The sequence below is a fragment of the Nonomuraea aridisoli genome (assembly GCF_003236395.1).
In the GTDB taxonomy this organism is placed as follows: Bacteria; Actinomycetota; Actinomycetes; order Streptosporangiales; family Streptosporangiaceae; genus Nonomuraea; species Nonomuraea aridisoli.
Map to the genome: position 1 here is coordinate 1 of NZ_POUD01000134.1, position 23,164 is coordinate 23,164.

The following is a 23,164-nucleotide window of genomic DNA, read 5'->3' on the forward strand; positions in this document are numbered from 1 at the left end:
CACCGCCCCCTCGGCGCCGGGCCCGCTCGTCGGTGAGTACACCCCCGCGCCGTACGTCCCGGCCGACAGCCAGCCGAACGCCTACGGCCAGAACCCCTACGCCCCGCCCGCCGACCAGGCCGGCGCGTACACGCCGCCGGGCGAGACGCTGCCCAACGCCTTCGCCGCCCCCGGCGAGCCGGCGTACCCGGGCGGCGAGACGGCGCCGAGCATGCCGTACCCGTCGGCCGAGCAGCCCTCCTACGGCCAGCAGCAGTACGGCCAGAGCGCCTTCGACCAGCAGGGCGGCCAGCCGTTCACCGGGTACTCGGGCCAGGAGTACGCCGCCTCGGCCGGTTACCAGGAGCCCGACCCGCCGGTCGACCCGCGCTCGCAGCAGCTGCTCGACGCCTACCAGCAGGCGGAGTCGTACCAGCACTCGAACGCCGGGGGCACCCAGCCGGACCTCCACGCGCCCGGTTACGCCGGCCAGGGCAGGCCGTACGACGACCCGTTGGGCCACCCGCAGCAGCAGCCCCCGCAGCACGGCGGCGGGTACGAGCCCCAGCAGGGCCAGTACCAGCCCACCCACCAGGCCCAGCCGGGCTGGCCGGAGGCTCAGGGCGAGTCGACGATGCGGATCGATCCCGCGGCGTTCGGCGGCGACCACCGCCGCCCCGGGGACGACCCGATCGATCCAACCGCCATATACACCCCCAACGAGCCACGCAGGTAACGGACCGGCAATGAACGGCTAGAGAGAAGGTGGGCCACGGGCAGGCGTCTATCCCGCCCTGGTACGGTTCCGACCGCTGACAGCGTTGAACAAGCCAGGCCGATGCCATGCGCGTAAGGTGTCGGCCGGTGAGAACATCACATGCCGAGCACACCGGGGCGAGATCTGGTCTTTCCCCGGATACCTGCATGCCGCTTGACGCCGCGTACAGCACACGCGTGTAATTACAACCATGTTGTTACGCCTTCCAGTGGGTGGGTAATAAGGAAGGCGTCCATGGGGGGCTCCATTGCGGGCGGGCGGCAGGGAGGTGTGCAGTGACCGATCCGGTCATCGCACAGGATCAGCTTGACGCTGAAGAACTCGGCTGGCAGGAGCGCGCGTTGTGCGCGCAGACTGATCCGGAGGCGTTCTTCCCGGAGAAGGGCGGCTCCACCCGAGAGGCCAAGAAGGTCTGCCGATCGTGCGAAGTCCGTGCCGAGTGCCTGGAATACGCACTCGAGCACGATGAGCGCTTCGGCATCTGGGGTGGGCTGTCCGAGCGGGAGCGCAGACGGATCAAGCGCCAGGCCGTATAGGTATAAGGGGGGAAAGGGTCACGCGGGTCGCCGTGTGACCCTTTTCGCATCTCCTGACACACTTTCACCGGTATGGTGGGCGCGCCTGATCTTCCCCCTCAGGAGTCGCCCACCGATGTCACGTCCCTTCGTCACCGCGATCGTCGTCGCCCATGACGGCGCGCGCTGGCTCGGGGAGACGCTGCGCGCTCTGGTCAGCCAGAGCCGCAGGCCCGACCGCGTGGCCGGCGTCGACAACGGCAGCAGGGACGGCTCGGCCGACCTGCTCGCCCAGACGCTCGGCTCCGGCAGCCTGATCTCCCTGCACCGCACCTCCGGCTTCGGCGAATCCGTCGCCGCGGCGCTCGCGCAGCTGCCGCCCGCCGGCCCCGACGAGTGGATCTGGCTGCTCCACGACGACTGCGCCCCTGACCGGCGCGCGCTGGAGGCGCTGCTCGCCGCCGCCGAGCACGATCCCAAGGCCGCCGTGCTCGGGCCCAAGCTGCGTGACTGGGTCGACCGCCGGCGGCTGCTGGAGATCGGCGTGACCGTGGGCCGCACCGGCCGCAGGGACACCGGGCTGGAGCCGGGCGAGTACGACCAGGGGCAGCACGACGGGGTGCGCGACGTGCTGTCGGTGTCGACGGCCGGCATGCTCATCCGGCGCGACGTGTGGGAGAAGGTCGGCGGCCTCGACCCGTACTTCCCGCTGTTCCGCGACGACCTCGACCTGTGCTGGCGGGTGCGCAACGCCGGTCACAAGGTCGTGAACGTGACCTCCGCCGTGGCCTGGCACGCCGAGGCGGCGGCCCGCAGGCGGCGGCCGATCGCGGTCAGCGGCGACCACCCTCGCCGCCTCGACCGGCGCAACGCGCTCTTCGTGATCATGGCGAACCTGCCGTTCGGCGCGCTGCTCTGGGCGCTGCTGCGGAACGTCGTCGGCGCGGCCGTGCGCACGCTGCTGTTCATCGTGAGCAAGCAGCCGGCGAACGCGCTGGACGAAGTGGTGGCCATGGGGTCGATCCTGGCGCACCCGGGACGGCTGAGACGGGCGCGCCAGGCCCGCCGTCATGGCCGTAAGAAGGGATATATCCGCGTAAAGCGGTTGATGACCCCTCGGTGGGCGGCGTACCGGCGGCTCACCGACATGCTGCAGAGCTTCCTCGCCGGGGAGGCCCCGCTCGACGCGGCCGGCCGGCACCACCACGCGGCCACGAACGACGAGCAGGAGATCGCCCCGCCGGCGGACACCGGGGCGGTCAAGCGCTTCGCCGCACGGCCCGGCGTCATCCTCATGTTCGCGCTCACGGTGGTCGCGCTGGTGGCCGAACGGTCGCTGCTCGCCGGCGAACGGCTCGGCGGGGGCGCGCTCGTCCCGGTGACAGGCGGCGCGTCCGACCTGTGGGCGTTCTACACCGAGGGCTTCCACGACGTCGGCCTCGGCTCGACCGCTCCCGCGCCGCCGTACGTGGCCGTGCTGGCCGCGCTGTCCACGCTGGCGTTCGGCAAGACGTGGGTGGCGGTCTCGGTGCTGCTGCTCGGCTCGGTGCCGCTGGCGGGGGCCACGGCGTACCTGGCCACGCGGCACGTCATCCCGGCGGTGCCGGCGCGGGCCTGGGCGGCGGGGACGTACGCGCTGCTGCCCGTCGCGACGGGCGCCATCGCGGCGGGACGGCTGGGGACGGCGGTGGTGTTCGTGCTCGTCCCCGTCTACGCCTGGCTCCTCACCACCATGCTGCGCGCCGAACCTCGCCGCGCCCGCCGCGCCGCCTGGGGTCTCGGCCTCCTGCTGACGGTCGGTACGGCGTTCGTGCCGCTGGTCTATCCGCTCTTCGCGATCGTCGGCGTCCTGGGCGCGGTCGGCGTCCGCCAGGTCCGCGCCCGGCGCGCGTCCGTGCGGGAGACTCCCGGGGAGATCGGTCAGGACCTCTTCGGCAACGGGCCCGCAGGTCAGGGCGCCTTCGACACGGGAACCGCCGACCAGGCCGCCGCCGGTCTCTTCAGCCCGGGAGCGCCCGTCCAGGTCGCCGCCGGACAGGGCCCTGCCGGGTTCTTCGAGCCGGGAACGGCCGGCAGGAGCACGGCCGGTGCGCTCGCCCTCGGCGAGGGACCCGCCGGTCGGGACGTCGTCAGCGCCGTCGTGCTCAGTCCCGACGCGGACGGCCCCGCCGGGCAGACGCCCAGCGGCCGCCGCGGCGGCAGACGGCGAGCACCCGGACATGGGGCCACGGCGAACGGAGCGGCGGAGCAGGAAACCGGTCGGAGCGGACGCGGCGCGAGGGGCGGGCGCCGTGGCCGGAGGGCCGCCGACGCCCGCAACACCGACGAGCCGAGGAACGGCGGCCATTCCCACAGCGACGGGGATGTCGGAAATGGCGGTCATGCCCGTAGGGGCGGGGATGCCGGGAACGGCGGCCGTGCCCGTAGCGGCGGAAGTTTCCGGAACGGTGGTCGTGCCCGCGGCGACGTTGCCCGGAGCGACAGGGATGTCCGCGCCAGTGGCGACGCCGAGGGCGGTGCGGCAGACAGCGATGGGGTGGGGGCGTCGCTGGGCATCGCGCTAGCGGTGCCGCTCGTCCTGCTCATGCCGTGGCTGGCGAGCCTGGTGACAGACCCGGGCAGGTTCCTCCTGGAGGCCGGCCTGCACGACCCGGGCCTGGTGGACCCGTCCCTCGGCCCCGAGTCGTTGCTGGCGCTCAGCCCCGGTGGGCCCGGCCTGCCGCCGTTCTGGGTGACGGCCGGCCTGGTGGCAGCGGCGCTGGCCGCGCTGCTCATGCGCCGCCAGCGCGTGATCGTCGCCATCGGCTGGGGCGTCGCGCTCTATGGCGTCGGCGCGGCCGTCCTGGTCAGCCGCGTCGCCGTCGACGGCGTGCGGGTCTGGCCGGGCGTGCCGCTGGCGTTCGCGGGCGCGGGGCTGGTGGTCCTGGTGGGTCTGACCGCGCACCGGCTGAGCGAGATCCGCGCCGCGGGCGGCCTGCGCCGGGTGGGGGCGACGGCGGTGGTGGCGGTGGCGTTCAGCACGCCGCTGCTGGCCGCCGGCCACTGGATGGCCACCGGCGTGCGGGGCCCGCTCGTCGGCGACGCCCCCGACGTGCTGCCCGCCCTGGCCGCCGCCAGGACCACGAACGGCGAACGCACCCTGGTCATCGAGGGCTCGTCCTTCACCATCCTGCACGGGCGTACACCGGTGATCGGCGAGGCGGAGCTGCCCGTCGCGTCCGAGGCCCGCTCCCGGGTGGAGGCGGCGGTGCAGGGCCTGGTCGGCGGGCGCGGCGGCGACGCGGCCACGCTGGCGGCCAACGGCATCGCGATGGTCGCCGTCGCGCCGCCCGTCTCGCCCCCGCTGGCCAGGACGCTGGACTCGCAACCGTCGCTGCAGCGCCTCAGCCTGTCGGACTCGGGCGGCCTGTGGCTGCTGACCGAGCCGGTCACCCGGGTGCCCGCCCAGCCGGCGAACGTGCTGCACACGCCGTGGTTGTGGGTGCAGGGCGCCCTGGTGATCGTGATCGTGATCCTGGCCTCGCCGGGCCGGCGCCAGAGCGAGGGCACCGAGCAGGCCGTGGCGGTGGCGTGATGCGAAGGTTCGTGGAGAACAGGTTCGGCCTGCTCGTGCTGGTCGTGGTGTCCTTGATCGCCCTGTACGGCGTCGCGCTCGCGACCCGCCCCGCCCCGCCGCCCCCGCCCGCGCAGACCCCGAAGCGGGTCGCCGTCGAGTCGGTCACCGCCGTCTGCCCGGGGGCCAAGGGCCAGCAGGTCAACGTCTACCTGCCCGGCACCCTGAACGCCGAGACCCTGGAGAGCGGCGACCCGTACGTCACCAAGGGCCCCGGCGGCCTGGAGGCCGGCTACCTCGTCCGCGCCACGGCGGGTGAGTCCCGCGGCCTGGCCGGGGTCCGCTGCACGGAGCCCGCCGCCGAGACCTGGCTGGTGGGCCCGGGGCCGGTGCACGCCGACGTGCGCCTGCACCTGGTCAACGCCGACAAGGCGCCGGCGCTGGCCGACGTGCAGGTGTACGCGGCCGAGGGCCCGGTCTCGGGCGACAAGGGCGTCGGCCTGGAGATCGCCCCCGGCCAGCACCGCGAGATCGACCTGCGGACGCTCGCCCCGTCGGCCGACATCATGGCCGTCAGCGTCACCACGATCTTCGGCCGCGTCGCCGCCTTCGCCAGGACCACGATGGAGACCGGGGGAGTGGACTGGCTCCCGTCGGCCGGGCCCCCGGCCACGCGCGTGGTCGTCCCCGGCATCCCCGGGGGCGGCGGGCAGCGCAGGCTGCTGGTGGCGGCGCCCGGCGAGACGGACGCCGTCGTGCGGCTGACGGCCGTCAGTGAGGACGCCGAGTACGCGATGCGCGGCCGCGAGACGGTGTCCGTGCCGGCGGGCAGCGTCGTCGCCGTGGACGTGACCACCGCGCTGGCCGGCTCATCCGCCGCGCTGGTGCTCTCGTCGCCGACACCGGTCGTGGCAGGACTGGTCGTCACGAGCACGGGCCAGCCGGGGGACGTCGCCTTCACCGCCGGCACCCCGTCGCTGGAGCTGGGCAGCGCGGTGGCTCGCAACGCCGCGGGCTCCCGGCTCGTGCTGACGGCGCTCGGCAAGCCGGGCAAGGTGCGGGTGCAGGTGCTGCCGGCGGGGGGCGAGGCGGCGGAGCCGTTCGAGGTGGACATCCCGGCCGGACGCACCAGGAACGTCAAGCTGGCGGCGAAGGGCGACTTCGCGGTGTCCGTCACGCCCGTGGCCGGCGAGGTCTACGGCGCCCGCGTCGTGGAGGAACGTGCGGGAAACGCCGTCCTGCTCACCGTGCAGCCGCTCGCGCCGGCCCGTTCGTGGACCCTGCTGCCGCCCCTCACCGACACCCCCAGGGTCGTCGCGCCGTAACGCGCTACTCGACCACCTCCAGCCCGTTGCCGTCGGGGTCGCGCAGGGTGAACATGGGCGGGACGCCGTCCCACAGCAGCAGCTCGCCCACCTCGGCCCCGCGCTCGCTCAGCGAGGCGTGCAGCGCCGCCGCGTCGCCCACGGTGAGGCGGATGCCCGTCTCGACGCCGGTCTTCTCCCCGGGCACGAGCGCGATCGTGGTGACGGCCCCCGGCGGCGCCACCTCGATCCACCGTCCGCCGAACTGCTCGACCGGCGCGTCCAGCCGTTTCTGCAGCCCCAGCACGCCGACGTAGAAGGCGACCGCGCGGTCCTGGTCGGAGACCGGGACGCCGACGGTCCTGATGCCGGTGATCGGGTGCTTGCTCATGTCGAGCCTCCTGTCGTCACAGGAGGAGATCCGGGGACGGCGCGGAACTCATCGCCGCCTCAGCGGCGGTCGTCGTAACCCGGGTCGACGGTCTCCGGGGAGAGGCCGAGCAGGGTGGCGACCTGCTCCACCACCGTGTCGTGGACGAGCGCGCCCAGCGTCTCGCGGTCGCGGGCCCTGGCCTCCAGCGGGCGGCGGTAGACCACCACCGAGGCGGGCGACTGACCGGTGGCGGCGTCGGCACGGCCGAACGGGATCGGGTCGGAGCTCAGCTGCGGCCCGTCGCCGAGCTCGCTCAGCGGCGGCACCTCCTCGACCGCGAACTCCACCGCCGACAGCTGTCTCTCCCACCGCGGCCGGAGCCGGTCGACGGCGTCGAGCACCAGGTCGTCGAAGCGTTCGCTGCGCGACTTGGCCACCGGGACGTGGGAGGGGGCGAGCGGGCCGCGCAGGCCGCGACCATGCCGATCGCGCCGTCTGGGACCGCGCTTGTGTGTCACGCCAGCAAGTGTACGGGCCCGCGCCCTGCGTCACCGGGAGCGGAGCCGCGGTTCTGGGGCAAGATCGGTGGGGTTCGGGTGATTGGGCAGGTGGCGAGATGGGCAAGCCCGGGGTGGGACGCCCGGCGCGAGGCCCGGTGACTTCGGGGCATGTGGGTGGAAAGGCTGCGACAGGTGTCCGAATTGTGGCGACACGCTCGTTAAGAGCGCTCAGATAGTGGCGCCTCGCACTCTTACCGGATACGGTCCCTCCGTGAGCCCCGTCCGCCGTTGTTCCCGCACCGCTTGCAGCCAGCCTGCCGTCTTCACGCTCACGTACGTATACGCCGACTCGACCGCAGTTCTCGGCCCCCTGGCGACGTACGCGGAGCCACACTGTTATGACCTGTGCGCCGAACACGCCGAGCGGCTGACCGCCCCCCGCGGCTGGGAGGTGGTCCGCCTGCCGACCGACGGCGCCTCGCCCAGCTCCGACGATCTCGAGGCGCTGGCCAACGCGGTCAGGGAGGCCGCGCGGCCCACGACGTCCGGCAGCGGGGAGCCGGTCGGTCAGGGGGTCGAGGTCGGCCGCCGCGGGCACCTGCGCGTTCTGAGGTCGGCCCAGCAGCACCGCGACCGGTAGGCTCGTTTTACACGGAGGAGAACGACCTAAGGGCGGAGCTGGAGAGTGGGCGACCTCGCCAAGATCTTCAAAGCGTATGACGTTCGCGGGGTTGTGCCCGACGAGCTCGACGAGCCGACCGCCGAGGCCGTGGGGGCGGCCTTCGTCGAGGTGACCGGCGCCCAGTCGGTCGTGGTCGCGCATGACATGCGCGAGTCGTCGCCGCCGCTGGCCGCCGCGTTCATCCGCGGCGCCCGCTCGCGCCGCGCCGACGTGGTCCACGCCGGGCTGGGCTCGACCGACCTGCTCTACTACGCCAGCGGCAGCCTCGGGCTGCCCGGCGTCATGTTCACCGCCAGCCACAACCCGGCGCGCTACAACGGCATGAAGATGTGCCGGGCCGGTGCGGTGCCGATCGGCGGCGACACGGGCCTGACCGAGATCCGCGACCGCGCGGCCGAGCTGGTCGGCGTGACCGCCACGCCCAGCGGCTCCATGATCGAGAAGGACCTGCTCAGCGGCTACGCCCACCACCTGCGCACACTGGTCGACCTGAGCGGCGTGCGGCCGCTGAAGGTCGTCGTCGACGCCGGCAACGGCATGGGCGGCCACACCGTGCCGGCCGTGTTCGAGGGGCTGCCGATCGAGCTGGTGCCGCTCTACTTCGAGCTCGACGGCAGCTTCCCCAACCACGAGGCCAACCCACTGGAGCCACAGAACCTCGTCGACCTGCAGCGCGCCGTCCTCGACAGCGGCGCCGACCTCGGCCTCGCCTTCGACGGCGACGCCGACCGGTGCTGGGTGATCGACGAGCGTGGCGAGTCGGTCTCGCCGTCGGCGATCACGGCCCTGGTCGCGGTGCGCGAGCTGGCGAAACACCCCGGCGCGACGATCATCCACAACCTGATCACGTCGCTCGGCGTGCCCGAGATCGTCCGCGAGCACGGCGGCGTCCCGGTGCGCACGCGGGTGGGGCATTCGTTCATCAAGGCCGAGATGGCGCGCACGGGCGCGGTGTTCGGGGGCGAGCACTCGGCCCACTACTACTTCAGGGACTTCTGGTTCGCCGACTCCGGCATGCTGGCCGCGATGCACGTGCTGGCCGCGCTGGGCGAGCAGGACCGGCCGCTGTCGCAGGTCGTGTCGGCCTACTCGCGCTACCACGCCTCGGGCGAGGTCAACAGCGCGGTGTCCGACCAGGCCGAGGCGCTGCGCCGGGTGCGCGAGGCGTTCGCCGCGCGCGGGGAGTTCGACGAGACGGACGGCCTCACCGTGACCGGTCAGGGCTGGTGGTTCAACCTGCGGCCGTCCAACACCGAGCCGCTGCTCAGGCTCAACGCCGAGGCGGCCGACGAAGCCAAGATGACGGCGATCAGGGACGAGGTCCTCACGATCGTGGGAAAGGTGTCAGAGTGAAGATCGACGACTGGCTGCTGGAGATCCTTGCCTGCCCGGCCTGCAAGGCTCCGCTGCGCGCCGAGGCCGAGGCCGACGAGCTGGCCTGCACGGGCTGCGGCCTGGTCTACCCCGTCCGAGACGACATCCCCGTCCTGCTCGTCGACGAGGCCAGGAAGCCGTGACCTGGGAGCCGGAGCGGCTCGACGACCAGCGTCATCTCAGCGAGGCCGACCCCGAGGGCATGCTGCCCGCGGTCGCCGCCTCGGCGGCCCACGTACGCACCGGCCATCGAGCCGCCGTCGAGGCCGGCCTCGATCGGCTGGCCGGCCACGGCCGCCCGCGCGCCATCGTGGTGGTGGGCATGGGCGCCTCCGGCATCGCCGGCGACATCCTCGCCGCGGTGGCCGGCAACGGCGCTCCGCTGCCGATCGTGACCGTGCGCTCCTACCAGCTGCCCGGCTGGGTGGGCGCCACCGACCTGGTCGTCGCCGTCTCCGGCTCGGGCCGCACCGAGGAGACGCTGGCCGTCGCCACGCAGGCCGTCCGCAGGGGTTGCACGCTGCTCGGCGTGGGCCCGGCCGGCTCCCCGCTGCAGGCGATCGCCACGCAGGCGTCGGCCGTCCACGTGCCGGTGCCGGTGACCGGGCAGTCGCGGGCGGGTCTGTGGCTGCTGGCCGTGCCGGTGATCGCCGCGGCGGCCGCGCTGCGGCTGGTGCCGGCCGACGCCGGCCTGTTCGAGCGGGTGGCCAAGTCGCTGGAGGACCTGGCCAACCGCTGCCGGCCGTCCAGCGACTCGTTCATCAACCCGGGCAAGGCGCTGGCGATGGACCTGGCCGAGAGCGTGCCGATGGTGTGGGGGACGTCGGCGCCCGCGTCGGTGGCGGCCCACCGGCTGGTGTGCCAGCTCGCCGCGAACGCGAAATACCCCGCCGTCCACGGTGAGCTCCCTGAGGCAGGGCACCACCAGGTCGCGGTCTTCGACGGGCCGCTGGCCGAGCGCGACATCTTCGCCGACACCGCCGGGCGTACGCTCAGGCTGGTCGTCATGCGCGACGTCGAGGAGCACCCGCAGGTGACGCGGCAGCGCGAGGCGGCGCTGCGGCTGGCGGGCGATCGCGACGTCCCGGTCACCGAGCTCACGGCCGAGGGCGAGCACCCGCTGGAGCGGATGGCCTCGCTGATCATGCTGGGCGACTACGCGAGCACGTATCTGGCGCTGGGATACGGGACGGATCCGACGGCTGTGTCAGCGATCACGGAACTGAAGGCCCGAACTTCCCCATAGTATCGCTTATCAGGCCTTTATCGTGATCATGTTAGGTGGAGTGGATCGGTGAGCGCGAGCGGCGGTACCAAGGCAATCATTGCGGCCCTGACGGCGAACCTGGCCATCGCGGTGGCGAAGTTCGTGGCGGCGTTCTTCACCGGGTCCTCCTCGATGCTGGCGGAGGGCATCCACTCGGTCGCCGACTCGGGCAACCAGGTCCTGCTGCTGGTCGGTGGCAAGCGGGCGGCCCGGGCGAGCACGCGGGAGCACCCGTTCGGCTATGGGCGCGAGCGCTACTTCTACGCCTTCGTGGTGGCGGTCGTGCTCTTCACGATCGGCGCGGCGTTCTCGATCTACGAGGGCGTGCACAAGCTCTCCGACCCCCACCCGGTGGAGGCGCCGATCTGGGCGTTCGGCGTGCTGATCTTCGCGATCATCGCCGAGGCGTTCTCGTTCCGTACGGCGATCAGGGAGTCCAACGCCGTCCGGGGGCGGCAGTCGTGGTGGGCCTTCATCCGCCGCTCCAAGTCCCCCGAACTGCCGGTCATCCTGCTGGAGGACCTGGGCGCGCTGCTCGGCCTGATCTTCGCGCTCTTCGGCGTCACCATGGCCGTGGTCACCGGCGACGGCGTCTGGGACGGCATCGGCACCCTGATGATCGGCGTGCTGCTGGCCGTGATCGCGATCGTGCTCGCCATCGAGACCAAGTCGCTGCTCGTCGGCGAGGGCGCCTCGCCCGACGTGGAGGACCAGATCCGCGGGGCGCTCGAGAACGCGCCCGAGGTCGAGCGGATCATCCACATGCGCACGCTGCACCTCGGCCCGGAGGAGCTGCTCGTGGGCGCCAAGATCGCGGTGGCCCACGACGAGACCGCCGCCGAGGTGGCGCGGGGCATCGACGAGGCCGAGCGGCGCATCCGCGAGGCCGTGCCGATCGCGCGGGTGATCTACCTGGAGCCCGACCTCGACCGGTCGCGCACCCCGGCGTCCTAGACGGGGACACCGTTGGCGAAGTAGATCAAAAAGTAGCGGCCCATGATCATGTCTGTGATCATGGGCCGCTACTGTCGTTCTTGCTCGCGGATGGAGTCGTGGGTGTCGCTGCGTTCGACTGGTTCCGATCAGATCCCGGCGGCCACCCTGGCGGTAGCGCGGGCAGCCTTCCCGAGGGGCAGCCTGGCAATCCGTATCCGAGATGCGCTGGGTGTGCTGTTCGAGGACGAGGACTTCGCCGCGGCGTTCTCCGCTCGTGGCCGTCCAGCGCTGTCTCCAGCTCGGCTGGCGCTGGTGTCGATCCTGCAGTTCGGCGAGGGACTGTCCGACCGGCAGGCGGCCGAGGCCGTGCGAGCGCGGATCGACTGGAAGTACGCGCTCGGGCTAGAGCTGACCAACGCTGGCTTTGACTACTCGGTGCTCAGCGAGTTCCGGGATCGCCTGATTGCAGGATCGCTTGAACAGAGCCTGCTCGACACGATCTTGGAGCGTGCCGCGACCGCCGGGCTGCTTCGAGCCGGGGGTCGGCAGCGGACCGACTCCACCCACGTGCTCATGGCCATGCGCACCATGAATCGGCTGGAGCACGTGCATGAAACAGTGCGCGCCGCGCTCAACGCGCTGGCCGCCGCCCCCGACTGGCTGCTGGCTCAGGCCGAACCTGAATGGTTCGAGCGCTACGAGGCCCGCGTCGAGGACTATCGACTGCCCAAGAACAAGGCCGAGCGCATCCAGCTCGGCCACGAAATCGGCGCCGATGGGAGCGGCGTCCTGCACGCGGTTTACTCGCAGGCCGCTCCTGGGTGGCTGCGCGACATTCCCGCGGTGCAAACCCTGCGCCACGTATGGATCCAGCAGTACGTCACCATCGACGACCACCTGCGCTGGCGAACCCCTGACGAGCAGCCGCCAGGCACGATCCGCCAGATCTCGCCCTACGACAGCGACGCCCGAACCGGAACCAAGCGCGACTCCCACTGGGACGGCTACAAGGTGCACCGTACCGAGGCTTGCGATACCGACGCCCCTCATTTGATCACCAACGTGATCACCGCCCCATCGCCCGGCAGCGACTACGAGGCCACCAACCTGGTACAGGAGGCCCTGGCCGCGCGAACTGACGCCGGCAGTGCATCTGGCCGACAAGGGGTACATGAGCGCGCACAACCTCGCCCGCTCCGATCGCCGCGGCATCGAACTGCTGGGACCGATGATGCCCGACAACGCCTGGCAAAGCGCCGGGGGCAACGGCTTCGCCGTCAGCGACTTCACCATCGACTGGGACAACCGCGTCATGACCTGTCCCACCGGAGCCACCAGCTTGCCCTGGGCCAATGAAACCGATCAAGGCGGAACTCCGGTCATCCGGGTGCGCTTTTCGATGCGCGACTGCAAGGACTGCCCCAGCCGGGACCTGTGCACACGTGGAGCCAAAGGCCGACGCATCACCCTGCGCCCACAGGAGGAGCATGAAGCCCTGCAACGCGCACGCCAGAGGCAAAGCACCGACGAATGGCAGCAACGCTACGCCCACAGAGCAGGCGTGTAGGGCACCATCGCCCAAGGCGTCAAAGGCTTTGGCCTGCGGCGGTGCCGCTATCGCCGGACCGCCAAGACCCATCTCCAGCACATTCTTATCGCCGCGGCGATGAACCTCACCAGGCTCGACGCGTGGCTCACCGGAACGCCGCTGGCCCCGACCCGCACCTCGCGCTTCGCCGCCCTGCGCCCGGTGGCGTGAGAGGGTGTCTTTAATCCCGGCGATCTTGATTAGAGCGCAAGAGACCTGCACGCGAGCGGCCCTGCCGTGTCAGTAGCAGCGCATGTCCATCCAGGTGTCGTCGTACATGCCGTCCAGGTCGATGATCACTGAGTTTGTGACGGAGGTGTCATCCACGATGGGGGTGCCGGGTTCGTCGAACAGCGTGAAGGCCGCTACGTCGTAGTCGCCGAGGTCTCCGTCGGGGTCTTCGATTTTCGCCTGGCGGTAGTGGTTCAGCACCTCTTGGACGGGCCGCTCGGTGAAGAGCTCGAAGCGGATGGTGTACCAGCAGTCGCCGGAGTCGCCGCTCACCTCGATTTGTGGGTCGAAGTACCCGAAGTCTGTTCCGGATGGCAGCGGATACGCCTGGATGCGGCCCACCATGCGCGCCAGCCGGTGGTCATTGATCCACGCCGGCGCCATGACGATCGCCGCGAGCAGCAGGAACGGCACTAATAGCAAGGCCAGGCAGCCGCTTCGGCGAGCCATTCGTGAATGTCTGGACTTCTGCGGTGGTGCGGGTGCGGGCGGGTCCCGGGGGATCGACATGGATCACATGATCGCGTACCCGTTCCCCCTCGCGTAAAGTTACCGCCCAGTTCGGGGGATGGACTTAGGGATCAGAGACACTCTCTGATGAGCCCTGCTTGCCCGGCGTGCACCTCCTGACGCAGAAACGCCCCGTGATCACAGACGTGACCACGGGGCTGCTTCTGTTTGGCCTACTTCGCCAACGGTGTCCCTAGACGGGGCGGCGGGGGCCGCCCGAGGGGCGCAGCAGCCGCAGGGCCTTCTCCTTCTCGAAGTCCAGGGCCCTTCGGGGCACCTGGACGCGGCCGATCCGCACCCCGAAGTCGCGTACGGCGGCCGCCACCGCCGGCTCGGTCAGCACCCGCAGCGCGAACGCCAGTTCGGCCGGCGACACGTCGAACCGTTTCTCCAGCTCCACGCCCTGGGCCACGGCCGCCAGCTCGTCGGGGCCGAAGCGCCGGTGCGCCCCCTGCTCCCTGACCGGCGGCAGCAGCCCCAGGGCCTCCCGGTATCGGAGCATCCGCGGGGACATGCCGAGCCGTTTCGCCGCTTCCGTGATGCGCATTCTTACATTCTTACGTCAGTTTCGGCCTGCTCAAGATGCGACCCCCCGTGACCGGCGCCTAGACTCGTCGCAGACAACATCAGTGACGCGAGGGGAAACCCGATGGACTTCAAGGTCGCAGACCTTTCACTTGCCGACTTCGGCCGCAAGGAGATCCGGCTCGCCGAGCACGAGATGCCCGGCCTGATGGCGGTCCGCAAGGAATACGCGGCCTCCCAGCCCCTCCGCGGCGCGAAGATCATGGGCTCGCTCCACATGACCATCCAGACCGCCGTGCTCATCGAGACGCTGGTGGCGCTCGGGGCCGAGGTCCGCTGGGTGAGCTGCAACATCTTCTCCACGCAGGACCACGCCGCCGCCGCGGTGGTCGTCGGCCCCGACGGCACGCCCGAGGACCCGAAGGGCGTGCCGGTGTTCGCGTGGAAGGGCGAGACGCTGGAGGAATACTGGTGGTGCACCGAGCAGGCGCTCACCTGGCCTGACGGCGACGCCCCCAACATGATCCTCGACGACGGCGGCGACGCCACGCTGCTGGTCCACAAGGGCGCCGAGTACGAGAAGGCCGGCGCCGTGCCGCCCGCCACCGCCGACGACCCGGAGGAGTGGCACGTCATCGTCGACCTGCTCACCCGCACGGTCGGCGCCGACAAGCGGTGGACCAGGATCGCCGAGAGCATCAAGGGCGTCACCGAGGAGACCACGACCGGCGTGCACCGTCTCTACGAGATGCACAAGAACGGCCAGCTGCTCTTCCCGGCGATCAACGTCAACGACTCGGTCACCAAGTCGAAGTTCGACAACAAGTACGGCTGCCGCCACTCCGTGATCGACGGCCTCAACCGCGCCACCGACGTGCTGATCGGCGGCAAGGTGGCCGTGGTCTGCGGCTACGGCGACGTCGGCAAGGGCTGCGCCGACGCGCTGCGCGGCCAGGGCGCCCGCGTCATCGTGACCGAGATCGACCCGATCTGCGCGCTCCAGGCAGCCATGGACGGCTTCCAGGTGACCACGCTCGACGAGGTCGTCGGCATCGCCGACATCTTCGTCACCGCCACCGGCAACTTCAACATCATCACCGCCGACCACATGGCGCGGATGAAGCACCAGGCGATCGTCTCCAACATCGGCCACTTCGACAACGAGATCGACATGGCCGGGCTGGCCCGGACGGAGGGCATCACCAGGAACAACATCAAGCCGCAGGTCGACGAGTGGGTCTTCCCCGACGGCCACTCGATCATCGTGCTCGCCGAGGGCCGGCTGATGAACCTGGGCTGCGCCACCGGCCACCCCAGCTTCGTGATGTCCAACTCGTTCACCAACCAGGTGATCGCGCAGATCGAGCTGTTCACCAAGACGTCCGAGTACCCGATCGGGGTCTACACGCTGCCGAAGCACCTCGACGAGAAGGTCGCCCGGCTCCACCTCGACGCCCTGGGCGTCAAGCTGACCGAGCTGACCAAGGAGCAGGCCGCCTACATCGGCGTCCACGTCGAGGGCCCGTACAAGTCGGACCACTACCGCTACTGATCCGCTTCGTTCCAGGACGCTCCGGGAGGGGTTCTCGCCTCCCGGAGCTTTCCCATATCGGTGCTCCCGCGAAGGAGCACCCCGTCCCTCTTTTACGGCAGGCCAAGTCACCCGCACGCGCCGTAGCCCCTTGCCGTCTGTCCTGGCCGGTCGTGAGGGCTCGCGGGCCGGGCGCCGTGACGGAGCGTCTTCTTGGCCGCGTTCTTCGGTGAAGGCACTCATGGATCTCAGTGACAGCGGTGAGCGGCAGATCTCCTGGGCGGCGCGTTCGATGCCGGTGCTGACGGCGATCGGCGAGCGGTTCGCGCTCGAACGGCCGCTCGAGGGGCTGCGCATCGCGGCGTGCCTGCACGTCACCGCCGAGACGGCCGTGCTCATGGGGGCGCTGAAGGCGGGCGGGGCCGAGATCGCGCTGGCCGCCTCGAACCCCCTGTCGACGCAGGACGACGTGGCCGAGGCGCTGCGCGGCTACGGCATCGAGGTGCACGCCCGCGCCGGGGTCGACCGGGCCACCTACTACCGTCACATCCACCGGGCGCTCGACGTCGGGCCCCACCTGGTGCTGGACGACGGCTGCGACCTGGTGAACATCCTGCACACCGAGCGTACCGACCTGCTGGAAGGCGTCGGCGGCGGGTGCGAGGAGACGACCACCGGCATCATTCGGCTGCGGCAGATGGCCGCGGAGGGCGCGCTGCGGTTCCCCGTCGTGGCGGTGAACGACACCCGGACCAAGCGCATGTTCGACAACCGGTACGGCACCGGGCAGTCGACGCTCGACGGCATCATGCGGGCCACCAACACGCTGCTGGCCGGCCGCACGGTGGTCGTGGCCGGGTTCGGGTTCTGCGGGCGCGGGGTGGCCGAGCGGGCCAAGGGGTTCGGCGCCCGGGTGGTCGTCACCGAGATCGACGCGGTGAAGGCGCTCGACGCCACCCTCCAGGGCTACGAGGTGCGCCCGATGGCCCAGGCCGCCATGATCGGCGACCTGTTCGTCACCGTGACGGGCAACCGCGACGTGATCAGGGCCGAGCACCTGGCCGTCATGAAGGACGGCGCGATCCTCGCCAACGCCGGCCACTTCGACGTCGAGATCGACGTGCGGGCGCTGGACGAGCTGGCCCACGAGGTGCACCGGGGCGTGCGGCCCAACACCGACGAGTACGTCATGCCGGACGGTCGGCGGTTGTTGCTGCTGGCCGAGGGCCGCCTGGTCAACCTGACCGCCGCCGAAGGGCATCCGGCGGCCGTCATGGACATGTCGTTCTCCGCGCAGGCCCTCGCCGTGGCCTGGCTGGCCAGGGAGGCGGCGGGCCTCGCGCCGGGCGTGTACGACGTGCCGGAGGAGATCGACCACGAGGTGGCCCGGCTCAAGCTGGAGGCCGCCGGCATCGGCATCGACACCCTCACCGGTGACCAGGAGGCGTATCTCCACTCCTGGCGCGTGGGCTCCTAGCACCGCCTCAGGAGCGGAACTGCTCGGACGCGCGCGGCGGGCCGGCCAGAAGTCACCGGCGGGGAGCGGCGAGCAGCGGGGACAGGACCGACGGCAGGCCGTCGACGGTGGCGCCGGCGAACTGCGCCATCCTGCTCATGTACGCGTTGTTGGCCGCCGGGAAGTTCAGCGACGGCGTCGAGGCCGCGTCCAGCCGCGCCCGCTGGTCATCGGGCAGGAGGAGGTCCAGCGCGGTGAGGTTGACCTCCAGCTGGTCCATGCGCCGGGCCCCGATCAGCGTCGAGGCGATCTCCGCGCGGCCCTGGACCCAGGCGATGGCCACCGCCGCCGCGCTCACGCCCATGTCCGCGGCCACCTCGTTGAGCACGTCGATCACCCGGTAGTCCTCGGGACGAGGCGCGCCGACGAGCGCCGTACGGGTGGTGTCGACCTGCCCGCTCCGGTCGCTGCCGTACTTGCCGGACAGGAAACCGCTCCTGAGCGGCCCCCAGGCCGTGACGCCCATGCCCAGGGCGGCGGCCATGGGGAACAGCTCGCCTTCGGCCGTCCTCTCCAGCAGGGAGTACTCCACCTGGAGGGCGACGACCGGCGTCCACCCCCGGAACCGCGCGACGACGGCCGCCTCGGTGGTCGCCCACGCGGGCATGTCGGAGAAGCCGACGTAGCGGATCTTCCCGTCGCTCACCAGGTCGTCCAGGGCCCGCATCGTCTCCTCGACGGGGGTCACCGGGTCGAAGTTGTGCAGCCAGTAGATGTCGACGTGGTCGGTCCGCAGCCGGCGCAGCGAGTTCTCCAGCTGCCGCACGATGGCCTTGCGGCCGGGCCCGCCGCCGTTGGGGTCACCCGGGTACTGGTTCCAGAAGAACTTGGTGCCGAGCACCACGCGGTCGCGCGCCTCCGGCCGGCCGGCGAAATAGTCACCGATGATCTGCTCGGAGTGCCCGTTGGTGTAGATGTTGGCCGTGTCGATCGAGTTTCCGCCCCGGTCGAGGTAGGCGGCCAGCATGTTCTTCGACTCCTCCGGGGAGGCTCCCCAGCCGAGGTCCTCGCCGAAGGTCATCGTGCCCAGGGTGAAGGGGCTCACCCGCAGGCCGGAGCGGCCGAGGGTGACATAGGAATCAAGAGGCATCGCGGTGCTCCGCTTCGTCAGTGGCTTGCCTTGCGGTCATTCATCCGACCACGGGCAGGCGGCGTCCCCCTAGACCGATGTGCCTAGCCTCTTGCACGATCCGCTCAACTTCGCGTGGATCATGCTCTCGTTGCGCGGCGCGGCCGGAGGGTGCTTCACTGAGCGGCATGCAACCTCTGGTGGAGCTGCGCAGGCGGATCGCCGCGACGGCCCGGCGCAACGCGCCGCCGGCCACGGCGGACGGCCTGAGCGTGGTCTCCTCCGAGCGCGTCGCCGCGCCGCTGGTGGCCGTCGCGGAGCCGATGGTGGCCTTCGTCGTCCAGGGCGCGAAACGTTCCGTCCTGGGCGAACGCACCTTCGACTACCACGCGGGGCAGTACGTCGTCGTCAGCGTCGACCTGCCGCTGACCTCGCAGATCATCCACGCCTCCCCGGCCGAGCCCTTCCAGGCGGTCGGGATGGCGCTCGAACCCGCGATCATCGCGCAACTGCTCCTGGAGGCCGCCACCCCGGCCGCCGCCTACGAAGGGCCCGCCGTCGCGGTCAGCGACGCCGACGAGGGCCTGCTCGAGGCGGTCGTGCGGCTCCTACGCCTGCTCGACGACCCGCGGGACCACCAGGTGCTCGGCCCCGGCGTGCGCCGCGAGATCCACTGGCGGCTCATGAACGGCCCGCAGGGCGCCATGGTCCGGCAGATCGGCTCGGCCGACAGCCGCATGAGCCTCGTCGCCCGCGCCGTCAAATGGCTCAGGCCGCGCTACAACCAGGTGATCCGCATGGAGGACCTGGCCGGCCATCTCGGGGTGAGCATCTCCTCACTCAACCGGCACTTCCGGGCGGTCACGGCGATGAGCCCGCTGCAGTACCAGAAACAGCTCCGGCTCCAGGCGGCGCGGATCGCGCTGATCGCGGCGCCGCATGACGTGGCGACGGTCGGATACAGCGTGGGGTACGACAGCCCCTCGCAGTTCAGCCGCGAATACCGGCGCATGTACGGGCTGCCGCCGGCCCAGGACGCGGCCCGGCTCCAGGTCGAGCTGGACCCGGGGCACGGCGTGCACGGCGTGCCGACATAGGTCAGAGCTCGGTCTGGAGCTCCTGCATGCGGCGGATCTCGGCCGTCTGGGTGACGTTGACGTCGTTGGCGAGCTCTTCGACCCGGATGTGCGTGCCGCTCATCAGGACCTGCTCGGACATCTTGATCGCGCCCAGGTGGTGGTTGATCATGAGCTCCAGGAACATCCGGTCGAAGTCCTTGCCCGTGGCCGCCTTGAGCGCCTCCAGCTGCTCGGGCGTGGCCATCCCCGGCATGCCCTCGTGCGCCGCGTGGTGCTCGGGCACCTGCTGACCCTGCTCGCGCAGCCAGGTCGTCATGAACTGGATCTCCGGCCCCTGGGCGGCCTGGATCCGGTCGGCCAGGCTCTTGAGCTTGGCCGACTCCGCCCGGTTGGGGGCGAGCAGCGCCATGTCGAGGGCCTGCCGGTGGTGGACGATCATGTCCTGGACGTACGTGATGTCGGCCGCGTTGGCGGTCGGCGAGGGCACGGCCGTCGCGGCCTCGCCGGGCGCCAGCGTCCTGGCCTCTTCGCCCGGGCGTCCGGGGGCGATCACGGGCGCGGTCGAGTCGGCCCGGGGTGTCTGCGGCGTCGCGCTGGAGCTGCAACCGGAGAGGGCAACGACCGTGCCCACGATGACGACGAGCGCGGCGCGCACTCAACCTCCCTGCTGACTCGGTGGAGAATGCGAACTTTAGGGGAAGAACGGGACAATTGAAAGGGAGCGAACAGGAACAAAAATTGACAGGTTGGACGCTGGCCTCTGAACGCGATGGAGGTAAGGATTGCGTAGATTTATGCCCCCTTTATCGGAGGTCCCGAGTGTTCACCCCCCGAAGAGCCGCCGTTCTGGTCGCGGCTCTGCTCGCCTTCGCCGGCTCCACCGTGCCGGTCGCGCAGGCGGCGGACATCCCGGCTCCCGGCGAGATCGTCATGAGCCCGAACATCACCCATGTCACCAACGTGCCGAAGCCCGAGCCGCTGGCTGACATCAATACCGACATCGCGTTCCAGGGCGACTACGCCTACGTGGGCAACTACTACGGGTTCTCGATTTACGACATCAAGCACCCGAAGAAAACCTCCCTGGTCAGCTCGGTCGTCTGCCCCGGTGGCCAGATGGACGTCAGCGTCTACGGCAACCTGCTGTTCGGCTCCGTCGACTCCTCGCGCAACGACGACTCCTGCAGCAGCACGTCGCAGACCGCCGCCGACAAGAACTCCTGGGAGGGCATGCGGATCTTCGACATCTCCGACAAGGCCAACCCCAGGTACATCAAGTCGGTCGAGACGAACTGCGGCTCGCACACCCACACGCTGGTGCCCGACTCCAGCGGCGAGAACGTCTACATCTACGTCTCGTCCTACTCGCCGTCGGCGAACTTCCCCGACTGCCAGCCGCCGCACGACCTGATCTCGATCATCAAGGTGCCGGTGGCCGACCCGACGGCGGCCTCGGTCGTCGCCACGCCGAACCTCTTCCCGGACGGCGGCTTCCCGGGCGTGCCCGGGTCGTACCCGAACGGCAAGTCGGCGACGACCGGCTGCCACGACATCACCTCCTACCCGGAGAAGGGCATCGCGGCCGGCGCGTGCATGGGTGAGGGCATCCTGCTCGACATCCGCGACCCCGAGCAGCCCAAGGTCACCGCGACCGTCCGCGACGAGGTGAACTTCGCCTTCTGGCACTCCGCCACGTTCAACAACGACGGCACGAAGGTGATCTTCACCGACGAGCTCGGCGGCGGCACCCGGGCCACCTGCAACGAGGCCATCGGTCCGGACAAGGGCGCCAACGCCTACTACGACATCGTCGACGGCCAGATGGTCTTCAAGAGCTACTTCAAGATCGACCGCCACCAGGACGACACCGAGAACTGCGTCGCCCACAACGGCTCGCTGATCCCGGTCAAGGGCAAGGACATCATGGTCCAGGCCTGGTACCAGGGCGGCATCTCGATCGTCGACTTCACCGACTCGGCCAACCCGCGGGAGATCGCCTACTTCGAGCGCGGCCCGGACAACACCGCGCCCGCGCTGAGCGGCGGCTTCTGGTCGGCCTACTACTACAACGGCTACATCTACGGCTCCGACTTCAACCTGGGCCTCGATGTGCTGAAGATCAACGACCCCCGTACGAACCAGGCGAACAGCGTGAAGATGGACATCCTCAACACGCAGACGCAGGGCTCGTACCGCGAACCCGGTCGCTGACCACCCCCGCGCGGTGAGGGCCGTGACCCGGTCCTCACCGCGTTCGTTCTCCGACAGTCCAACCGTGATCAAGGAGGATCCCGAGTGTCCCTCACTCGTCGTGCCGTCGCGGTCGCGGCGGCAGCCGCCGCCGCGTTAGCGCTGGTGGGAATGCCGGCGCAGGCCGCCGACATCCCGCCCGCCGACACCGTGGTCACCAGCCCCAACGTGACCCACGTGCAGAACGTGCCCAAGCCGGCCTCGATCGCCGCCACGATCAACACGGACATCGCCTTCCAGGGCGACTACGCCTACGTCGGCAACTACGGCGGCTTCTCGATCTACGACATCAAGAACCCGAAGAAGACGAAGGTCGTCAGCTCCGTCGTCTGCCCGGGCGCCCAGATGGACGTCAGCGTCTACGGCAACCTGCTGTTCGGCGCCGTCGACGCCTCCCGCAGCGACGACTCCTGCAACAGCGGCACCCTGCCGGCCAGCAACAAGGCCGCCTGGGAGGGCGTCCGCATCTTCGACATCTCCGACAAGGCGAATCCGAAGTACATCAAGTCGGTCGAGACGAACTGCGGCTCCCACACCCTGACCGTCGTGCCGGGCAAGGGCCGCGACGCCCGGCAGAACGTCTACGTCTACGTCTCCTCGTACTCGCCGTCGGCGAACTTCCCCGACTGCCTGCCGCCGCACGACAAGATCTCGGTCATCAAGGTGCCGCTGAAGAACCCGGCCACCGCGCACGTCGCGGCCACGCCGGTCGTCTTCCCCGACGGCGGCAACGAGACCCAGCCCGGCCTGCTCCTGCCGACCAGCGGCTGCCACGACATCACCGTCTACGCCGAGAAGGACATCGCGGCCGGCGCGTGCATGGGTGACGGCGTGCTGTTCGACATCTCCGACCGGATGAACCCGGTCGTCACGGCGCGGACCACGGACCCGAACTTCGCGTTCTGGCACTCCGCCACGTTCAACAACGACGCCACCAAGGTCGTCTTCACCGACGAGCTCGGCGGCGGCGGCGCGGCCACCTGCAACGAGACGGTCGGGCCGAACCGCGGCGCGGACGCCATCTACGACATCGTGGACGGCGAGCTCGTGTTCAAGAGCTACTTCAAGATCCCGCGGCACCAGGCCGACACCGAGAACTGCGTCGCCCACAACGGCTCGCTGATCCCGGTCAAGGGCAAGGACATCATGGTCCAGGCCTGGTACATGGGCGGCCTGTCGGTCTGGGACTTCACCGACTCGGCCAACCCGCGGGAGATCGGCTACTTCGAGCGCGGCCCGCGTTCGGACGGCTCCGGCGGCGGCATCTGGTCGGCGTACTACTACAACGGCTACATCTACGCGGCCGACTTCAACGAAGGCTTCGACATCGTTCAGATCAAGGACCGGCTGACGGACGGCGCCAAGGGCGTCCGCCTGGACCACCTGAACGTGCAGACGCAGGAGTCGTACGGCCGAGGCCGTCACTGATCCCTCCGCGTCAGCGAGGCGGTGCGAACCCGCCCGGAGTCGCCTGCGGCGGCTCCGGCGGGGGATAGGGGCCCTGCTGCGGCTGCTGCCGCGGCAGGGCCTCCTGCGTGTACGGCTGAGGCTCGTTGTACGGGCCGGGCTGCGTGTACGGGCCCGGCCGGGACGAGGGGCCGGGC

Annotated in this window: 19 protein-coding genes and 2 pseudogenes; 15 read left to right on the plus strand and 6 right to left on the minus strand. The window is 70.6% G+C overall.

All coding sequences use genetic code 11. The features are described 5' to 3' along the window. The 4 genes and pseudogenes from C1J01_RS50155 to C1J01_RS27625 form a co-directional block, all read left to right on the plus strand. Positions 1-715: pseudogene (locus tag C1J01_RS50155) on the plus strand (hypothetical protein); the annotation flags it as partial. A gap of 317 nt (positions 716-1,032) precedes the next feature. After that, positions 1,033-1,293 carry a WhiB family transcriptional regulator gene (locus C1J01_RS27610; RefSeq protein WP_020546325.1) on the plus strand — a complete coding sequence of 87 codons (261 nt, stop codon included), beginning with the start codon at positions 1,033-1,035 and terminating at the stop codon, positions 1,291-1,293. Between the two features lie 115 nt (positions 1,294-1,408). Then, a complete protein-coding gene (locus C1J01_RS53200; RefSeq protein ID WP_268958752.1) occupies positions 1,409-4,846 on the plus strand; it encodes a glycosyltransferase in 3,438 nt (1,145 codons plus the stop codon). Next, complete coding sequence (locus tag C1J01_RS27625) at positions 4,846-6,150, plus strand: DUF5719 family protein (protein ID WP_111181891.1); 1,305 nt, start codon at positions 4,846-4,848, stop codon at positions 6,148-6,150. The genes C1J01_RS53200 and C1J01_RS27625 overlap by 1 nt, the downstream gene beginning before the upstream one ends. Positions 6,151-6,154: 4 nt before the next feature. On the opposite strand, the gene C1J01_RS27630 is transcribed toward C1J01_RS27625, so the two are convergent. Together C1J01_RS27630 and C1J01_RS27635 are read right to left on the minus strand one after the other, a co-directional pair. After that, entirely contained in the window at positions 6,155-6,520 is a 366-nt protein-coding gene (locus C1J01_RS27630) for a VOC family protein (protein ID WP_111181892.1), read from the minus strand. Between the two features lie 59 nt (positions 6,521-6,579). After that, complete coding sequence (locus tag C1J01_RS27635) at positions 6,580-7,020, minus strand: metallopeptidase family protein (RefSeq protein ID WP_111181893.1); 441 nt, start codon at positions 7,018-7,020, stop codon at positions 6,580-6,582. Positions 7,021-7,273: 253 nt separating this feature from the next. Between C1J01_RS27635 and C1J01_RS27640 the strand changes: the two genes are divergently transcribed. The 6 genes and pseudogenes from C1J01_RS27640 to C1J01_RS27665 all read left to right on the plus strand — a co-directional run bounded on the left by C1J01_RS27640 (position 7,274) and on the right by C1J01_RS27665 (position 13,020). Continuing rightward, positions 7,274-7,642 carry a DUF3499 domain-containing protein gene (locus C1J01_RS27640; RefSeq protein WP_090763568.1) on the plus strand — a complete coding sequence of 123 codons (369 nt, stop codon included), beginning with the start codon at positions 7,274-7,276 and terminating at the stop codon, positions 7,640-7,642. Positions 7,643-7,687: 45 nt separating this feature from the next. After that, positions 7,688-9,037, plus strand: coding sequence for a phosphomannomutase/phosphoglucomutase (locus tag C1J01_RS27645; RefSeq protein ID WP_111181894.1), 1,350 nt, complete (start codon positions 7,688-7,690; stop codon positions 9,035-9,037). Next, the gene (locus C1J01_RS27650; protein WP_111181895.1) at positions 9,034-9,201 is read left to right on the plus strand and encodes a Trm112 family protein; all 168 of its coding nucleotides are present in this window, start codon (positions 9,034-9,036) and stop codon (positions 9,199-9,201) included. Before C1J01_RS27645 ends, C1J01_RS27650 begins: the two co-directional genes overlap by 4 nt. Further along, positions 9,198-10,304, plus strand: coding sequence for an SIS domain-containing protein (locus C1J01_RS27655; RefSeq protein ID WP_111181896.1), 1,107 nt, complete (start codon positions 9,198-9,200; stop codon positions 10,302-10,304). Before C1J01_RS27650 ends, C1J01_RS27655 begins: the two co-directional genes overlap by 4 nt. Positions 10,305-10,352: 48 nt before the next feature. Further along, the gene (locus C1J01_RS27660; RefSeq protein WP_111181897.1) at positions 10,353-11,279 is read left to right on the plus strand and encodes a cation diffusion facilitator family transporter; all 927 of its coding nucleotides are present in this window, start codon (positions 10,353-10,355) and stop codon (positions 11,277-11,279) included. 102 nt (positions 11,280-11,381) lie between these two features. Further along, positions 11,382-13,020 (plus strand): annotated as a pseudogene (locus C1J01_RS27665) (IS1182 family transposase). 69 nt (positions 13,021-13,089) lie between these two features. Here the strand turns inward: C1J01_RS27665 and C1J01_RS27670 are convergent. Both C1J01_RS27670 and C1J01_RS27675 read right to left on the minus strand, forming a co-directional pair. Then, complete coding sequence (locus tag C1J01_RS27670) at positions 13,090-13,494, minus strand: hypothetical protein (protein WP_111181898.1); 405 nt, start codon at positions 13,492-13,494, stop codon at positions 13,090-13,092. A 289-nt stretch (positions 13,495-13,783) separates the two neighbouring features. Continuing rightward, the gene (locus C1J01_RS27675) at positions 13,784-14,137 is read right to left on the minus strand and encodes a MerR family transcriptional regulator (RefSeq protein ID WP_111181899.1); all 354 of its coding nucleotides are present in this window, start codon (positions 14,135-14,137) and stop codon (positions 13,784-13,786) included. 102 nt (positions 14,138-14,239) lie between these two features. Between C1J01_RS27675 and ahcY the strand changes: the two genes are divergently transcribed. After that, positions 14,240-15,667, plus strand: a complete 1,428-nt coding sequence (ahcY, locus tag C1J01_RS27680; protein ID WP_111181900.1) for an adenosylhomocysteinase — start codon at positions 14,240-14,242, stop codon at positions 15,665-15,667. 220 nt (positions 15,668-15,887) lie between these two features. Next, positions 15,888-17,123: an adenosylhomocysteinase gene (locus C1J01_RS27685; RefSeq protein ID WP_111181901.1), complete on the plus strand. Its 1,236-nt coding sequence runs from the start codon at positions 15,888-15,890 to the stop codon at positions 17,121-17,123. 52 nt (positions 17,124-17,175) lie between these two features. Here the strand turns inward: C1J01_RS27685 and C1J01_RS27690 are convergent, their stop codons facing one another. Then, a complete protein-coding gene (locus C1J01_RS27690; protein ID WP_111181902.1) occupies positions 17,176-18,252 on the minus strand; it encodes an aldo/keto reductase in 1,077 nt (358 codons plus the stop codon). 167 nt (positions 18,253-18,419) lie between these two features. On the opposite strand from C1J01_RS27690, the gene C1J01_RS27695 reads away from it, so the two are divergent. Further along, a complete protein-coding gene (locus C1J01_RS27695) occupies positions 18,420-19,328 on the plus strand; it encodes an AraC family transcriptional regulator (protein ID WP_181448994.1) in 909 nt (302 codons plus the stop codon). A gap of 1 nt (position 19,329) precedes the next feature. Here the strand turns inward: C1J01_RS27695 and C1J01_RS27700 are convergent, their stop codons facing one another. Next, positions 19,330-19,965 carry a DUF305 domain-containing protein gene (locus tag C1J01_RS27700; protein WP_111181903.1) on the minus strand — a complete coding sequence of 212 codons (636 nt, stop codon included), beginning with the start codon at positions 19,963-19,965 and terminating at the stop codon, positions 19,330-19,332. Positions 19,966-20,129: 164 nt separating this feature from the next. Between C1J01_RS27700 and C1J01_RS27705 the strand changes: the two genes are divergently transcribed. Beyond that, positions 20,130-21,521 (plus strand): LVIVD repeat-containing protein, encoded by a 1,392-nt coding sequence (locus tag C1J01_RS27705; protein WP_181448995.1) that lies wholly within the window; start codon positions 20,130-20,132, stop codon positions 21,519-21,521. A gap of 84 nt (positions 21,522-21,605) precedes the next feature. Continuing rightward, positions 21,606-22,988, plus strand: a complete 1,383-nt coding sequence (locus C1J01_RS27710; protein ID WP_220040121.1) for an LVIVD repeat-containing protein — start codon at positions 21,606-21,608, stop codon at positions 22,986-22,988. Positions 22,989-23,164: the final 176 nt, after the last annotated feature.